The 13484-nt window shown below is 61.2% G+C and carries 16 protein-coding genes; 4 read left to right on the top strand and 12 right to left on the bottom strand.

Translation table 11 applies throughout. The annotated features are described in order from the left end of the window. Window positions 1-271 precede the first annotated feature (271 nt). From purS to purL, 3 genes are read left to right on the top strand one after another with little or no spacing between them, the layout of a single operon-like run. Window positions 272-523 carry a phosphoribosylformylglycinamidine synthase subunit PurS gene (gene purS / locus BLV41_RS16865; RefSeq protein ID WP_044579236.1) on the top strand — a complete coding sequence of 84 codons (252 nt, stop codon included), beginning with the start codon at window positions 272-274 and terminating at the stop codon, window positions 521-523. 2 nt (window positions 524-525) lie between these two features. Continuing rightward, the gene (purQ, locus tag BLV41_RS16860; RefSeq protein ID WP_074712625.1) at window positions 526-1278 is read left to right on the top strand and encodes a phosphoribosylformylglycinamidine synthase subunit PurQ; all 753 of its coding nucleotides are present in this window, start codon (window positions 526-528) and stop codon (window positions 1276-1278) included. A 9-nt stretch (window positions 1279-1287) separates the two neighbouring features. Continuing rightward, complete coding sequence (purL, locus tag BLV41_RS16855) at window positions 1288-3597, top strand: phosphoribosylformylglycinamidine synthase subunit PurL (protein WP_074713404.1); 2310 nt, start codon at window positions 1288-1290, stop codon at window positions 3595-3597. Between the two features lie 84 nt (window positions 3598-3681). Here the strand turns inward: purL and BLV41_RS16850 are convergent, their stop codons facing one another. The 12 genes from BLV41_RS16850 to BLV41_RS16795 form a co-directional block, all read right to left on the bottom strand. Beyond that, window positions 3682-4260, bottom strand: a complete 579-nt coding sequence (locus BLV41_RS16850) for a DUF1990 domain-containing protein (protein WP_074712623.1) — start codon at window positions 4258-4260, stop codon at window positions 3682-3684. Further along, the gene (locus tag BLV41_RS16845) at window positions 4244-4651 is read right to left on the bottom strand and encodes an MmcQ/YjbR family DNA-binding protein (RefSeq protein ID WP_044579243.1); all 408 of its coding nucleotides are present in this window, start codon (window positions 4649-4651) and stop codon (window positions 4244-4246) included. Before BLV41_RS16845 ends, BLV41_RS16850 begins: the two co-directional genes overlap by 17 nt. Next, window positions 4648-5208, bottom strand: a complete 561-nt coding sequence (locus tag BLV41_RS16840; protein ID WP_074713403.1) for a dihydrofolate reductase family protein — start codon at window positions 5206-5208, stop codon at window positions 4648-4650. The genes BLV41_RS16845 and BLV41_RS16840 overlap by 4 nt, the downstream gene beginning before the upstream one ends. A 17-nt stretch (window positions 5209-5225) precedes the next feature. After that, window positions 5226-6098 (bottom strand): polysaccharide deacetylase family protein, encoded by an 873-nt coding sequence (locus BLV41_RS16835; RefSeq protein ID WP_074712621.1) that lies wholly within the window; start codon window positions 6096-6098, stop codon window positions 5226-5228. An 89-nt stretch (window positions 6099-6187) separates the two neighbouring features. Then, window positions 6188-6604, bottom strand: coding sequence for a CoA-binding protein (locus BLV41_RS16830; RefSeq protein WP_074712619.1), 417 nt, complete (start codon window positions 6602-6604; stop codon window positions 6188-6190). A 61-nt stretch (window positions 6605-6665) separates the two neighbouring features. Continuing rightward, window positions 6666-7178 carry an SUKH-4 family immunity protein gene (locus BLV41_RS16825; RefSeq protein ID WP_044579248.1) on the bottom strand — a complete coding sequence of 171 codons (513 nt, stop codon included), beginning with the start codon at window positions 7176-7178 and terminating at the stop codon, window positions 6666-6668. A gap of 57 nt (window positions 7179-7235) precedes the next feature. Continuing rightward, window positions 7236-8042: a carbon-nitrogen hydrolase family protein gene (locus tag BLV41_RS16820; RefSeq protein WP_044579250.1), complete on the bottom strand. Its 807-nt coding sequence runs from the start codon at window positions 8040-8042 to the stop codon at window positions 7236-7238. 156 nt (window positions 8043-8198) lie between these two features. After that, window positions 8199-9488 carry an adenylosuccinate synthase gene (locus BLV41_RS16815; protein ID WP_044579253.1) on the bottom strand — a complete coding sequence of 430 codons (1290 nt, stop codon included), beginning with the start codon at window positions 9486-9488 and terminating at the stop codon, window positions 8199-8201. A 273-nt stretch (window positions 9489-9761) separates the two neighbouring features. Then, window positions 9762-10100, bottom strand: coding sequence for a hypothetical protein (locus BLV41_RS16810; protein WP_074712618.1), 339 nt, complete (start codon window positions 10098-10100; stop codon window positions 9762-9764). A gap of 128 nt (window positions 10101-10228) precedes the next feature. Next, window positions 10229-10654, bottom strand: a complete 426-nt coding sequence (locus BLV41_RS16805; RefSeq protein ID WP_074712617.1) for a DUF3151 domain-containing protein — start codon at window positions 10652-10654, stop codon at window positions 10229-10231. Then, window positions 10655-11677: a class II fructose-bisphosphate aldolase gene (gene fbaA, locus BLV41_RS16800; protein ID WP_044579260.1), complete on the bottom strand. Its 1023-nt coding sequence runs from the start codon at window positions 11675-11677 to the stop codon at window positions 10655-10657. Between the two features lie 209 nt (window positions 11678-11886). Next, window positions 11887-12576 carry a TrmH family RNA methyltransferase gene (locus BLV41_RS16795; protein ID WP_074712615.1) on the bottom strand — a complete coding sequence of 230 codons (690 nt, stop codon included), beginning with the start codon at window positions 12574-12576 and terminating at the stop codon, window positions 11887-11889. Between the two features lie 97 nt (window positions 12577-12673). Here BLV41_RS16795 and BLV41_RS16790 point away from each other — a divergent pair, with 97 nt between their 5' ends. Next, the gene (locus BLV41_RS16790) at window positions 12674-13468 is read left to right on the top strand and encodes an HAD-IIA family hydrolase (RefSeq protein WP_044579262.1); all 795 of its coding nucleotides are present in this window, start codon (window positions 12674-12676) and stop codon (window positions 13466-13468) included. Window positions 13469-13484 lie beyond the last annotated feature (16 nt).

The following is a 13484-nucleotide window of genomic DNA, read 5'->3' as shown; positions in this document are numbered from 1 at the left end:
CATGGAACATCCCACCACCATAGCGTGCGCTGGGTCACAAAACCACCACGCATGGCTACTGTGACTTTGGCAAGCATCAGGCACAGGTTCGGCCCGGAAAGAGACCTGAACCACTAGAGTTCATGAGTTCGCTAACACTCGGTAGAATGGAGAGGCAAGCTCGCGGAGCGCCATTACGTACAGGTTTTCAGGTGGGACAGAACCTGGCCTACAAGACGGCGTAAGACGGCACCTCCGCGGCCAACCCCTTTTACAACCAGGAGTTCCCGCGATGCCTCGGATCGTTGTCGACGTTATGCTCAAGCCCGAAATTCTGGACCCGCAGGGAAAAGCCATTGTTGGCGCACTTCCCCGCTTGGGCTTCACCGCATTCTCCGCTGTCCGCCAGGGCAAGCGCTTTGAATTGACCGTTGACGGCGAGGTGACCGACGCGATTCTGGCCCAGGCCCGCGAAGCCGCCGAGACCATGCTCTCCAACCCCGTCATCGAAGACGTTGTCAATGTTGAAGTTGTGGCGGACTAACCATGAGTGAAACTCCCTTGATTGGCGGAGTCACCACGACTCCCGTTGATTCCCGCTTGGCGGGAGCCCGCATCGGCGTTGTCACCTTCCCCGGCACGCTTGATGACCGCGACGCAATCCGCGCCGTCCGCCTGTCCGGTGCCACCGCCGTCGAACTTTGGCACGGCGACGCCGAACTTGCCGCCGTTGATGCCGTCATCATCCCCGGTGGATTCTCCTATGGCGACTACCTGCGCGCAGGCGCCATCTCCCGCTTTGCCCCGCTGATGGGCAAGATCGTGGACGCCGCGAACTCCGATGCCAAGCTGCCTGTTCTGGGTATTTGCAACGGTTTCCAGATCTTGACCGAGGCGCACCTGCTGCCCGGCTCCATGATCAAGAATGACCACCTGAAGTTCCTGTGCCGCGATCAGGTTTTGCGCGTTGAGAACAACACCACCGCCTGGACCAACGCCTACTCGGCCGGTGCAGACATCACCATCCCGTTGAAGAACCAGGATGGCCAGTACATCGCCGACGAGAAGACGCTCGACGCCCTTGAGGCTGAGGGTCGTGTGGCATTCCGCTACGTGGGCGGCAACCCGAACGGTTCACGCCGTGACATTGCCGGCATCACCAACGCCGCCGGCAACGTGGTGGGCCTCATGCCGCACCCCGAGCACGCAGTGGAAACCGGCTACGGCCCCGGCCATACCGGCACCGACGGACTGGGTTTCTTCACCTCAGTTTTGAACACGCTTCTGGGAGGCAAATAAATGTCTGAGATCTCCGCTGACACCACCAAGAAGTTCAACATCGACACCGTGGCCAACGCCGCCGTGACCCCCGATGTTGAGCTGCCCTGGGCCGAGCTGGGCCTGAAGCAAAACGAGTTCGACGACGTCGTGAAGGTTTTGGGACGACGTCCCACCGGCGCCGAACTCGCCATGTACTCCGTCATGTGGAGCGAGCACTGCTCCTACAAGTCCTCCAAGAACCACCTGCGCCAGTTTGGCGACAAGGTCACGGAGGAAATGAAGAAGGACATGCTGGTTGGCATCGGCGAAAACGCCGGCGTCACCAACTTGGGCGACGGCTGGGCCGTAACGTTCAAGATCGAGTCCCACAACTCGCCGTCGTTCGTTGAGCCCTACCAGGGTGCGGCAACCGGCATTGGCGGCATTGTCCGCGACATCATCTCCATGGGTGCACGCCCCGTGGCCGTCATGGATCCGCTGCGCTTCGGTGCAATCGACCACCCGGACACCGCCCGCGTCATGCACGGTGCCGTTGCCGGCATCGGCGGCTACGGCAACTCGCTGGGCCTGCCGAACATCGGCGGCGAAATGGTGTTTGACTCCATCTACCAGGGCAACCCGCTGGTCAACGCCTTGGCTGTTGGTGTTATGCGCCACGAGGACATCCGCCTGGCCAACGCCTCGGGCAAGGGCAACAAGGTTGTCCTGTTCGGTGCGCGCACCGGCGGCGACGGCATTGGCGGCGCCTCGGTGCTGGCCTCGGAGTCCTTCGATGACACCAAGCCCTCCAAGCGCCCCGCCGTTCAGGTGGGCGACCCCTTCGCCGAGAAGGTGCTCATCGAGTGCTGCCTCGAGCTGTTCAAGGGCTCACTTGTTGAAGGCATCCAGGACCTCGGCGCCGCAGGTATTTCCTGCGCCACCAGCGAGCTGGCCTCCAACGGCGACGGCGGCATGGAAGTTGAACTGACGTCCGTGCTGTTGCGCGACCCCACTCTGACCCCGGGCGAAATCCTGATGTCCGAGTCGCAGGAACGCATGATGGCTGTTGTGACGCCGGAGAACATGGCGGCGTTTGAAGCAGTCATGGAAAAGTGGGCTGTGGAGTACTCCTGGCTCGGCGAAGTTACCGGCACCGGCCGCTTGATCATCAAGTGGGAGGGCGAAGTAATTGTCGACGTCGATCCCCGCACCGTTGCGCACGACGGTCCGGTTTACGACCGCCCGTTTGCCCGCCCCGAGTGGCAGGACGCTCTCCAGGCCGACACCTTCACCGGATCCGTTCAGGATGGCGGCCGTCCCGCTTCCGCGGACGAGTTGAAGGCAGCCGTGCTGGAGCTCGTTGCTTCCCCGAACATGTGCTCAAAGAACTGGATCACCGACCAGTACGACCGTTACGTGGGTGGCAACACCGCCATGGCGTTCCCGGATGATGCCGGCGTGATCCGTGTTGACGAAGAGACCGGCCTGGGCGTTGCCCTGGCCACCGACGCCAACGGCCGCTACACCTTCCTTGACCCGTACCACGGTGCACAGCTCGCGTTGGCCGAGGCCTACCGCAACGTGGCCACCTCGGGCGCAATCCCGATGGCCGTCTCTGACTGCCTGAACTTCGGTTCCCCCGAGGACCCGGATGTCATGTGGCAGCTGGCCGAGTCCATCCGCGGCCTGTCCGACGCCTGCATGGTGCTGGGCATCCCGGTCACCGGCGGCAACGTCTCGCTATACAACCAGACGGGCACCACGCCCATCCACCCCACCCCGGTTGTGGCAGTCCTGGGCAAGTTCGACGACGTCGCGCGCCGGACGCCGTCGGGCTGGGCCGAAGACGGCCAGGCAATTTACCTGCTGGGCACCACGGCCGCTGAAATGGATGGTTCCGAGTGGGCCAACATGCGCGGCCACCTGGGCGGCCTGCCGCCGAAGGTTGATCTGGAGCTCGAGCGCGAATTGGGTGAAATCCTGATCAACGCTTCCCGCGACGGCATGATCGATTCCGCCCACGACCTCTCCGAGGGTGGCTTGGCGGCGGCTCTGGTGGAGTCGGCACTGCGCTTCAACACCGGTGCCCGCGTGGCCCTGGATGAGGTTGCCGCCCGCGACGGCGTGGACACCTTCACGCTGCTGTTCTCCGAGACGCAGGGACGCGCCATTGTGTCCGTTCCCCGCAGCGAAGAAGTTCGCTTCAACGACATGTGCACCGCTCGCCGTTTCCCGGTAGCCCGCATTGGTGTTGTTGACGCAGCCGGTGACGCCTTGGACCTGCAGGGCCTGTTCAGCGCCCCGCTGGATGAACTCCGCGAAGCACACGAAGGAACCCTGCCGAAGTACTTCGGCTAGAACACTGTTCCACGACCCGTCAGATAACGCCCCTAAGCTCTTGCATTAGCGGCGTTATCTGACGGGTCGTCGTTTTAAATGCGCCTAGAATCCGCCGGCCAGAGTGCGTGCGGCCTGCTGGTAAGAACGCGTCACGCCGGCCTGGGTCAATTTGGTCACGGGTGAACCGAGCGTATAAATCAGTCCGGCCGGCCTGCTGAAGGCCAACAGCCTGAAGTCGACGCCGCCGTCGGGCATCAACATGGCAATAAAGGCCTCCTCACCCAGGGCCGGATGCCCCGGCAAGGTGCCATAGCCAAAGCCAGCCATGGTCACCTCCTGTCCGCCTGGACCATCCATCAGGGTAGGCTCCAGCGCCCACACTACTTCGCAGGGAACCGGGAGCCTGAGGTTGCCCACACCGAAGCCACTGACAATGTGCGCACCCACCGCTGCCCGCGCCGGCGCCTTCACATGAAGCCCGGCACGGCGCTGAATTTCCCACGTCATGATGCCCTCGGCTAAAGCGTTGAAGACCTCCAACCCGCGGCCAACGCTCAACGTCTTGTCTACATGCGAGAACCCTGCGGGCCAGTGGTCCACATCTGCAGCCGCCTGCGCAATCTGCCGGGTCAACCCCTGATACGGATAGTCCAGGCGGCCACGACTAGCTCTTGGCGACATACGCGCTCCACTCCAAGGCTTCCTGCTGTTTCTTGGGCAGCCCGGCCACCACAAGGTCGTACGAATCTTCCAACATCTCCAGCACCATCTCCGACGCCACCTGGGCGGTGTCCACGGTATTCCAATGGCGCTTGTTCAAGTGATAGCCGCCCGTGATGCCGGGGTTGGCCGACCGCAGCGCCGGCGCCAGTTCGGGGTCGCACTTGAGGCTGATGCTCATTGGGGATGATTCCAGGTTGCCCAACGCAAACACCTTTCCGGGCCGCTCAGACCCGCCGCTGCTGGGTGCTTTGACCTTGAACACGGCTGTTTCCGGGCCGAAGGGATAATCCTCATAAGTTCCGGGCATCGATAGGGCAGCTGCTCTGAGGGCTGCGGCCGTAATGCTCATGTGGCGCTTTGAACGTCGTAGCTGAGCATGGCAAACTGGCCGCGCTGTTCGGCGCTGCGCAGTGTCAGGCGATCTGAACCAATGTTTCGAGGCAGCAGGGGCGCACCAGAGGTAAGCGCGGCAGGGGCAAAGGTGACCACAAGTTCATCAAGCGCATTCAGGTCAAGGAATTGCCCGGCAAGATCACCGCCGCCAACAACCCACACGTCCAAATCCCCGGAGGCTGCCTTGATTTCCTCGAGCACGCCTGCCACGGGGCCGTTAATAAAGCGCACATCGGCTCCTTCAGGCACGGGCAGCGTCCGTGAGGTAAAGACATATGTGGGCTTGTCGCCATAGTACTGCTGCCATTTGGCCGGTTCCGCCAGCAAGTTCTCGTGCTTGAGCACCCACTCATAAGTGGAGGAACCTTCCACGAAAACACCCATGGCGTCCATAAACGCCGCAATGTCGGGCCCGTCCTCGCCTTTGACGGCAAAGAGCCAGTCCAGGGAATCGTGCGGGTCCGCGAGGTAGCCGTTGAGTGTTGAAGCCGTGTAGTAAACAATGCGCGTCATGGCATCCACGCTACCTGCTAGTTTGTGGCTAGGTAATCCTCCAGCAGAACAACCTTGAGCCCGGCGGCCTGTTGCGCTTTCAAGAAAGCCCCAAGATCATCCGGAAACTCTGGGCGGAAGTGCATCAGGACAATGTCGCCGGGTCGCAGTCCGGCACCCACCTGGTAGTCCATGCCGCCCGCGTTGGCTTTGGCTTCCCAATCGACAATCGCCTTGAGTCCACAGTCGGCCACGGCTTGCCGAGTAACCTGCGTGTACGGTCCGCCCGGGGGCCGGAAGAATACCGGACGCCGCCCATATTGCTGCTCGGCGAAGTCCGCCATGCCGCAAATCTCAGCCTTTTGCTGCTCGTAGCTGAGCTGAATGAATCCCAGATTGTGGGTCATCGTATGATTTTCGATCAGGTGCCCGGCAGCGGTGTATTTCTTGTAAAACTGGGAATCACCGGCGATGAATTTGTGCGCCAGGAAAATGGAAGCCTTGATCCCGTTCTCCTCCAGCAGCTCCAGGTCCGAATCCCGCTTCAGGGCACCATCGTCAATGGTCAAAAATACAACTTTTTGCTCCGTGGGAATCTTCGTCAGCACGGGTGCCAATCCGTCCACGATGGGCGGCAGAACGTAGTCAGGAACTAGCCCGTCGAGGGTGTCCACCCGCCCGGTGGCCAAGTTGGTCACCGCGGTTGTTGGCCGCATTGTTGTTGGCGGCACAGTTGTTTCTGCCGCGATTGAAATGCTCGACGCCGACGTCTGGGTTGGCGCGGAGGTGTCGGCCGCCGTCGTGGAGACCACCCACCACATCCCCGCTACAACCAGGGCTACCACCAGAGCCAGGATCACGAGCCCTATGCGGCGACTCTCATTTCGGGAGTGGGAGATATGGCGAGGCATGAATACTTTCCTGGCATGCGCGCCATGAACACGGATCAGAGCGCGGGTGAAATTCGAGGTGGTGAGAAGAAGGGATTGAGAATTCCGGCCTAAAGGCCAAGTCTTGCGGATTCAATCTTGGGGCACGTATTCATGACAACGTCGAGCCCAGCCGCAAGCGCCCTCTGCGCGGCCGCTTCATCGACAACCCCAAGTTGCAGCCAAACGGCCTTGGCGCCAATGGCAATGGCCTGATCGACCACCGCCCCCACCTTGGTGGAGTTTACAAAACAATCCACCACATCAACCTCGCCCGGGACCTCCGCCAAGGTCTTATAACCCTTGGCGCCGTGGACGTCATCGCCCTTGAGGCTCACCGGAATGATCTCGTGGCCCAGATGCTGCTGGAGGAATGCAGAGACACCAACAGCAGGGCGCAGCGGGTTGCCGGAAAGTCCAACAACGGCCCACCGCCCGGGAGTGGTCAGCAAGCGGCGGATGACCTGCGGATCGTTTGTGTGTGCCATGATTCGAGCTTAATCCCACGGCGCGCCAAAACACCCTTCGACACCGGGCTGTTACGCCGCCTCAAGCGTCGATAAATGAAGAGTCGCTGCTGGGCCTGTCGTTGTCGCCGGAATCAGACTCAGGCTCTTCTTCTTCCTCATCGTCATCGTCGAGATCGACATAGTCCTCGCTGGTTAGTTCCTCAGTGTAGAGGGCCCAAAACTCGTTCGCGGCCGCAGCTGCAGGGTCCAATTGCTGGAGTTGTTCCTGAAAGGACTTCTTGACGGCCGAGAAATCCTCGTCATCCTCGGGTCCCACGGTATCCCTGTCAATGGATCCCCAGGCGGCGACGATGGCAGGCAGCGTTTCAAGGTTTGAGGCGATCAGCGTTTCCTCGTCCTCGCAGACGTACTGTACGGCGAGCGTTTTCCGGTTGACCACAACGAATTGGAAATCGCCGTCGTTGCACACAATCGCTCGTCCTGCAGCGTCGTTGGCAAAGGGCGGTTTGAGCCATCGGCCATCCAGCGGAACATCCTCGAGTGCAACCGGGTACATCGGCTCCAGCACTTCCCAGATCTTGTCATCATTCATGATTTCCTCCTGATCCTGACACTAACCACCGGCTGATTCCACGTCAACGAGGACTTTCTAGCCGGCCGGGGTCACCACGGTATTGCTGTCAAAACGGCGGTTGCTCAGAACGGGCAGGAACTCCCGAACCTCCTCGACGCGGCGGTGCGTGACATCCGCTGTGGCGATGCCTTCGGCCTCCTCATTGAGGAAGTCGATGGGAATGCCCATGGGGTCCAGAATGGCGGAGTGGCCAATGCAGTGACTGCTGGAGGTACCCGCGGCTGCCACCCAGCACGTGTTCTCAATGGCACGGGCCTTGAGCAGGGTCTCCCAATGCTCAATCTTGTGCTCGCCCTTGAACCATGCGGCCGAAACACAGATCAACTCCGCACCCGAGATCGCCAGCGCACGCGCCAGTTCCGGGAAGCGGATGTCGTAGCACGTCATGATTCCCACCTTGAAACCGCCAATGTCCACCACGGTGACGCCTTTGTCGCCGGGCTTGATGCGGGTGGATTCTTGATATGAGAAGGCGTCGTAGAGGTGCAATTTGCGGTAGGTGCCCAAAATTTCACCGTCGTCGCCCACCGCCACCAAGGTGTTGTAGGGGCGGGGTTCTCCGCTGGATTCGTAGCCACCGGCTATCACGGCGATCCCGGCATCGGCAGCCACGAGAGAGAGTCCCTGCACAAATGTTGTCCACTGGGCGTCAACCGCGGCGGAAAAATCACCCTCCACCTGGCCCACGGAGAACATTGCCTCTTCCGGGAACAGGATTAGCTTGCTGCCTTCCTGTGCCGCCTCCGCGGAAAGCCTGCGCATCGTGGCCAGGTTCGCAGTAACGTCCCCGCCCGGATTGAACTGTCCAACACTGACTTTCATGGCTATGGGTCCTTCCGTCGGGCTAATGCGTAAAAACAGCCTAGCCCGTGATTCGGCTGGCGCACCTACCGGCTCCCAAGACGCCCAAAGAAAAAGGCGAGGACGACGCCGGAACTTGGTGTTCCGGCGTCGTCCTCGCCTAAGAGGGCGTGGCTATCAGTCGTTGATGAGGTCGTAGCGCACGATCGTCTGGTCACGGGCCGGGCCAACACCAATGGCGGAGAGCCGGGTTCCGGACATGCCTTCAAGGGCCAGCACGTAGTTGCGTGCGTTTTCCGGCAGGTCATCCAAGGTGCGAGCACCGGTGATGTCCTCGGTCCAGCCGGGGAAGTACTCGAAAATCGGCTTCGCATGGTGGAAGTCGGTCTGAGTCATCGGCATCTCATCGAAGCGAACACCGTCGACGTCATAGGCCACGCACACAGGGATCTGTTCGATGCCCGTGAGCACGTCAAGCTTGGTGACGAAGTAGTCCGTGAAGCCGTTGACGCGGGAGGCGTGGCGGGCCAAAACGGCGTCGTACCAACCGCAACGACGCGGGCGGCCGGTGTTCACACCAAACTCACCGCCGGTCTTCTGCAGGTACAAGCCCATGTCGTCGAACAGCTCCGTGGGGAACGGTCCGGCGCCAACACGCGTGGTGTAGGCCTTGATGATGCCCACCGCGCGGTTGATCCGTGTGGGACCAATGCCTGAACCAACCGAGGCGCCACCGGCTGTCGGGTTGGAGGAGGTCACGAACGGGTAGGTGCCGTGGTCAACGTCCAGGAACGTAGCCTGACCGCCTTCCATGAGCACGACTTCGCCGCGATCCAAAGCTTCATTCAACACAAAGGTTGCGTCAATGACCATGGGCCGGACACGCTCAGCGAAACCGAGGAAGTACTCCACGATCTCCTCAACCTCAACGTTGCGGCGGTTGTACACCTTCACGAGCAGCTGGTTCTTCTGCTTGAGCGATCCTTCCACCTTCTGGCGCAGGATGGACTCGTCAAAGAGGTCCTGAACGCGGATGCCCAGCCGGGCCACCTTGTCCATGTACGCCGGGCCGATTCCGCGGCCGGTGGTGCCGATGGCGCGCTTGCCAAGGAAACGCTCGGTGACCTTGTCCAACACCTGGTGGTACGGGGCCACCAGGTGGGCGTTGGCGGAAATGCGCAGCTTGGACGTGTCCGCGCCGCGGGCCTCCAGGCCCTCGATCTCCTCAAACAACGCCTCAAGGTTCACAACGCAGCCATTGCCAATAATGGGTGTTGCATTGGGGCTCAGAATACCGGCGGGAAGGAGCTTGAGCTCATACTTCTCACCGCCTACAACCACGGTGTGCCCGGCATTGTTTCCACCGTTGGGCTTCACTACATAGTCGACCAAACCACCTAGAAGATCTGTGGCCTTGCCTTTACCTTCGTCACCCCACTGGGCGCCGACGATTACGATTGCTGGCATGGGACCCTCCCCCTTGCTCATAAGTTGAGCCGGACGCTGCAGAGGCCGGCGGTTGTTCCGCCGTGCGGTGTCCGGACACGAAAATACCCCTTGGGTACCATTGGCCTTCCCAGCAATTGCTGTGGGCTGGCAAACGATCAAGGGGGTCTTACGTCCTGAGTTTACCGGAATGCCCGGCACGGTGCACATTAACACCACCACATGGACGAAGCCCACATGTCGACCCGTCACATAATGACGCTTAGATTTTCCTAAACGGCATTATGTGACGGGTCAAGGGGAAGGTCGGGCCGCCAGTGCAGCCTCCACCAACACCACCCATTGGTCTGCTGAGGCAAGGGGTACAAGAACCCAATCCTTGAACGGCCTGCCCATCCCCGAGGGATCAAACAGTGCCGCGCCAGGGAGCGCAAGCGCGGCCGCGTGACCGGTGCTGTCACGGCCCAACTTGAATGCCACCCCGTCGCCATGCAGGCAGCCAACGGCCTTGGTGCCAACCATCAATGAGGTGGCGCCGAACATTTTTCCGACAGTGACGCCCGCATCGGCGGTGTCCGCAGCAAGGGCGCCGAACGCTGCAACGGCGGCCGGCGATGAGACTAGTTTCTCCATACCCACATCATGCAGGGTGGGTTCCCCCCGCGTCGAGGTCCACCCAAGCAGAAATGCCGCCGCTCCCGCAAAATGCCACCGGTATATCGGTGGCATAAAGCGGGAGCGGCGGCATTTCTTGCAGCAAGCTACAGAGCGGCTTCGATCGCGGCAGTTGCCAACGGGTCGGAGTCGTTCAGGAACGTGGCAATGCGGGCAGCTTCATCGGACTCGCCGATAGCACCTGCAGCACGGCCCAACGCGTACAGCGCACGCAGGAATCCGCGGTTGCCCTCATGCTCGAACGGAACAGGGCCGGTTCCGCGCCAGCCGTTGCGACGCAGTGCGTCCAGGCCGCGGTGGTAGCCGGTGCGCGCGTAGGCGTAGGACTCAATGGTCCGGCCTTCGGCATACGCCTCGTCTGCCAGGATCGCCCACAAGAGCGAGGACGTGGGGTTGGCGGCAGCCAAATCCACTGCCTCATCCCCAGCGTCCAACCGTGCCTGAACATCCACCTCGGCCGGGAGCAGCGTTGGCTCCGGGCCGAGGAGGTTCTTACGGAAATCGTCAGACATTTACTTGAACGTCTTGCCTGCGGAGCCAAGCTGCGAGGCAGCCTCAACAACGCGTGCTGCCAGGCCCTTTTCGGCCGAGGCGCCCCAGACGCGGGGATCGTACAGCTTCTTGTTGCCAACTTCGCCGTCAACCTTCAGGACGCCGGAGTAGTTGGAGAACATGTGATCAACCACGGGACGCGTGTAGGCGTACTGGGTGTCGGTGTCGATGTTCATCTTGATGACACCGAAGGAAACAGCGTCGGCAATTTCCTGGTCGGAGGAGCCGGATCCGCCGTGGAAGACCAGGTCAAACGGGTTTTCCTTGCCGATCTTGGCACCAACGGCTGCCTGGATTTCCTTCAGGATCTCCGGGCGCAGCTTGACGTTGCCGGCCTTGTAGACGCCGTGCACGTTGCCGAAGGTCAGTGCCGTGATGTAGCGGCCGTTCTCGCCGGAGCCCAGTGCTTCAACCGTGGCCAGGCCATCTTCGATGGTGGAGTACAGCTTGTCGTTGATGGCGTTCTCCACGCCGTCTTCTTCGCCGCCAACAGCGCCGATTTCAACTTCGAGGATCATCTTTGCCGCGGAGGTGCGGGCCAGCAGTTCGCGGCCGATGCGCAGGTTCTCTTCGAGGGTTTCAGCGGAGCCATCCCACATGTGGGAGTTGAAGATCGGGTCGCGGCCTGCTGCAACTTCACGCTCGGAAGCTTCCAGCAGGGGCAGAACAAAGCCGTCCAGCTTGTCCTTGGGGCAGTGGTCGGTGTGCAGAGCCACGTTGATGGGGTAGTTTTTGGCTACTTCGCGGGCGAATGCTGCGAAACCCAAAGAACCGGCAACCATGTCCTTGACGCTTGCGCCTGACCAGTAAGCGCCGCCACCGGTTGAAACCTGGATGATGCCGTCGGTTCCGGCATCGGCAAAGCCCTGAAGGGTTGCGTTAAGAGTCTGTGAGGATGTCACGTTGACCGCGGGGTAGGCGAATCCGCCAGCCTTGGCGCGGTCGATCATTTCGGCATACTTGTCCGGTGTTGCGATGGGCATGAAAAGCTCCTCTGGGCTGAACGGTACAAAGGGGCTGACGACAAGTCAGCCCCGCATGGCTAGCTCCATCTTAGCGAGTGCGCCCAAAGTGGCGAACAAGATGAAGCCAGGGTTCAGTCTGTGGACATTTTTTCAAGCCCGACGCCGGTCGCCGCGTACGTTCCCGCTTTCCGCGCACGTCCGGACATGCGCGAAAGAGGGGCGCCTGACTAGCTGACGCTCTGGTTGAAGACGTGTCGGCGAATCCACGCGTGCATGGCGATGCCGGCTGCAGAGGCTGCATTGATGGATCGGGTGGAACCAAACTGTTCAATGGACAGCGTGGTCTGTGCCGCGGCATGCACCTCATCGCTCAGGCCGGGGCCTTCCTGGCCGAAGACGAAAACGCAGTTGCGCGGCAGCTCGTACGTTTCCAGTTGTTCAGAATCCGGGAAGATGTCGATCCCGATGATCGCCAGGCCTTCACCCCGCGCCCAAGTAACAAAGTCCTCGACTGTGGGGTGGTGGCGGACGTGCTGGTAGCGGTCGGTGACCATGGCACCGCGCTTGTTCCAACGCCGTCGTCCGATGATGTGCACTTCCTTGGCCAGGAAGGCATTGGCCGTGCGCACTACGGTGCCGATGTTCATGTCATGTTGCCAGTTTTCAATGGCGACGTGGAAGTCGTGGCGGCGGGTGTCCAACTCGGCCACGATGGCGTCCATGCTCCAGTAACGGTATTCATCGAGCACGTTGCGCCGGTCCCCGTTGGCCAGCAGTTCCGGGTCCCAATGCTCGCCCGCAGGCAATTCGCCTTCCCACGGACCAACGCCTACTTCATGGTGCAGCTCGGGGTATTCGGGCGTCTCCGCGGGCGCGCCAGCGTCCGGCGCGGGGAAAGTGTTGTTGGGATTGCTCACCGGTTAACTTTAGCCGTTCCATCTCCGCGCCATTCCCGTGCCCACGGGCTCATCTGACAGACTGGGGTTGAACACCTTTGTCCTATCAGGAGGAATCATGAGCAACGCGCAATCACGCCAGCCCGTAGACATCGAATGTTGGCTCACCGATATGGACGGCGTTCTGGTCCACGAAAACAAGGCCGTCCCCGGCGCTGCAGACCTGATCCAGCGTTGGGTGGACACGTCCAAGCGATTCTTGGTGCTGACCAACAACTCCATCTACACCCCGCGCGACCTCGCTGCCCGGCTCAAAGCTTCCGGCCTGGAGATCCCCGAGGAAAACCTGTGGACCTCGGCCCTAGCCACCGCCCAGTTCCTGAAGTCTCAGATGCCGCACGGTCGCGCCTACGTTATTGGCGAGGCTGGATTGACGACGGCGCTGCACAACGCAGGCTTCATCCTCACCGACCAGAAGCCCGATTACGTGGTGCTGGGCGAGACCCGTAGTTATTCTTTCGAGGCAATCACGAAGGCCATCCGCCTCATCGGTGACGGCGCCCGGTTCATCGCCACGAACCCGGACGCCACTGGCCCGTCCATGGAAGGGCCACTGCCCGCCACAGGAGCCATTGCCGCGTTGATTACCAAGGCCACCGGCCGGGAACCCTACATTGTGGGCAAGCCCAACCCGATGATGTTCCGATCAGCCATGAACCGGATCCAGGCACACTCGGAAACAACCGCGATGATCGGCGACCGGATGGACACAGACATCATCGCTGGCATGGAGGCCGGATTGCACACCGTATTGGTGTTCACCGGCATCACCCAGCCGGAGGACATTGACGCCTACCCGTTCCGCCCTGATCAGGCGATGAATTCCGTGGCCGATCTACTCAACCACCTCTAAATAAGGTGAACCGCGG

Origin of the sequence: Arthrobacter alpinus (genome assembly GCF_900105965.1) — a bacterium.
Lineage (GTDB): Bacteria > Actinomycetota > Actinomycetes > Actinomycetales > Micrococcaceae > Specibacter > Specibacter alpinus.
This window is presented reverse-complemented; position numbering and strand designations above follow the sequence as displayed.

Bases quoted from the DNA above. Each gene is read 5' to 3' on its own strand.
- BLV41_RS16790 (WP_044579262.1), top strand. From the start codon at position 12,674: ATGAGCAACGCGCAATCACGCCAGCCCGTAGACATCGAATGTTGGCTC.
- BLV41_RS16815 (WP_044579253.1), bottom strand. From the start codon at position 9,488: ATGCCAGCAATCGTAATCGTCGGCGCCCAGTGGGGTGACGAAGGTAAA.
- BLV41_RS16850 (WP_074712623.1), bottom strand. From the start codon at position 4,260: ATGTCGCCAAGAGCTAGTCGTGGCCGCCTGGACTATCCGTATCAGGGG.
- BLV41_RS16825 (WP_044579248.1), bottom strand. From the start codon at position 7,178: ATGAATGATGACAAGATCTGGGAAGTGCTGGAGCCGATGTACCCGGTT.
- BLV41_RS16835 (WP_074712621.1), bottom strand. From the start codon at position 6,098: ATGCCTCGCCATATCTCCCACTCCCGAAATGAGAGTCGCCGCATAGGG.
- BLV41_RS16840 (WP_074713403.1), bottom strand. From the start codon at position 5,208: ATGACGCGCATTGTTTACTACACGGCTTCAACACTCAACGGCTACCTC.
- BLV41_RS16845 (WP_044579243.1), bottom strand. From the start codon at position 4,651: ATGAGCATTACGGCCGCAGCCCTCAGAGCAGCTGCCCTATCGATGCCC.
- purS (WP_044579236.1), top strand. From the start codon at position 272: ATGCCTCGGATCGTTGTCGACGTTATGCTCAAGCCCGAAATTCTGGAC.
- BLV41_RS16820 (WP_044579250.1), bottom strand. From the start codon at position 8,042: ATGAAAGTCAGTGTTGGACAGTTCAATCCGGGCGGGGACGTTACTGCG.
- purQ (WP_074712625.1), top strand. From the start codon at position 526: ATGAGTGAAACTCCCTTGATTGGCGGAGTCACCACGACTCCCGTTGAT.
- BLV41_RS16810 (WP_074712618.1), bottom strand. From the start codon at position 10,100: ATGGAGAAACTAGTCTCATCGCCGGCCGCCGTTGCAGCGTTCGGCGCC.
- BLV41_RS16830 (WP_074712619.1), bottom strand. From the start codon at position 6,604: ATGGCACACACAAACGATCCGCAGGTCATCCGCCGCTTGCTGACCACT.
- BLV41_RS16805 (WP_074712617.1), bottom strand. From the start codon at position 10,654: ATGTCTGACGATTTCCGTAAGAACCTCCTCGGCCCGGAGCCAACGCTG.
- fbaA (WP_044579260.1), bottom strand. From the start codon at position 11,677: ATGCCCATCGCAACACCGGACAAGTATGCCGAAATGATCGACCGCGCC.